We start from the raw sequence: 1,113 nt of genomic DNA, 5'->3' as shown, positions 1-1,113 counted from the left end.
TGGTGCCGAGCATGATCAATGGCCGACTGGGGCTGCTGCGCTACTTCGACGACGTGCTGGAATCGGCAATGGCCTTCGATACCAACGGCGAGCAGATCGTGCAGATCCTGGTGCAGCGCAACCCGCACAAGCTGCAGGGCCTGAACCAGCCAACCTCGATCCAGTAGATCCACGCCATGCGTGGATGCGGTTGCTCTCATGCACAGCAAAGCCACGCATGGCGTGGCTCTACTGGTTCTCCGTGCTGCCTGACGGCTGCCCTTGCGGTTACTTCTGCTGCAGGAAGGCCAGCAGATCCTGGTTGACCTTGTCCTTGTGGGTCTCGGTCAGACCATGCGGCGCACCCGGGTAGACGATCAGCCTGGCGCCCTTGATCAGCTTGGCCGACATCCGTCCCGCCACGTCGATCGGCACGATCTGATCGTCGTCGCCGTGGATCACCAGGGTCGGCACATCGAACTTCTGCAGGTCAGCGCGGAAGTCGGTCGCCGAGAACGCGGCGATCGAGTCGTAGGTGTTCTTCTGCCCACCCAGCATGCCCTGCGCCCACCATGCATAGACCATCGCCTGGTTGACCTTCGCGCCCGGTCGGTTGAATCCATAGAACGGCCCGGACGGAATGTCCTTGTACAGCTGCGAGCGGTTCTCCAGCTGCGCCTTGCGGATGCCGTCGAACACTTCGATCGGAACGCCACCCGGGTTGTCTGCGGTCTTCAGCATGAACGGCGGCACCGAACTGATCAGCACGGCCTTCTTCACCCGTCCCGTGCCATGGCGGCCGATGTACCGCGCCACTTCGCCGCCGCCGGTGGAGAAGCCCACCAGCGTGACGTCCTTCAGATCCAGCGTATTGATCACCGTGGCCAGATCATCGGCATAGTGATCCATGTCGTTGCCGTCCCAGGGCTGGCTGGAACGACCGTGGCCACGGCGGTCGTGTGCGACCACCCGGTAACCGTGGTCCGCCAGGAACATCATCTGCGATTCCCAGCTGTCCGAATCCAGTGGCCAGCCATGGCTGAAGGTCACCACCGGCCCGTTCTTCGGGCCCCAGTCCTTGTAGTACAGCTGCACGCCATCGGCGGTGGTGATGGTGCTGGCGGTGCGCGTGAC

At 63.1% G+C, this 1,113-nt stretch carries 1 protein-coding gene; it reads right to left on the bottom strand.

All coding sequences use genetic code 11. The features are described 5' to 3' along the window. Positions 1-267: 267 nt before the first annotated feature. Positions 268-1,113: alpha/beta hydrolase (locus tag DBR20_RS00395; RefSeq protein ID WP_108264788.1), on the bottom strand; the 846-nt coding region annotated here is incomplete at its 5' end.

This window comes from Stenotrophomonas sp. HMWF023 (genome assembly GCF_003060985.1).
Taxonomy (GTDB): Bacteria; Pseudomonadota; Gammaproteobacteria; order Xanthomonadales; family Xanthomonadaceae; genus Stenotrophomonas; species Stenotrophomonas lactitubi.
The sequence above is the reverse complement of the archived record's forward strand: the minus strand, read 5'-3'. Positions and strand labels throughout refer to the sequence as shown.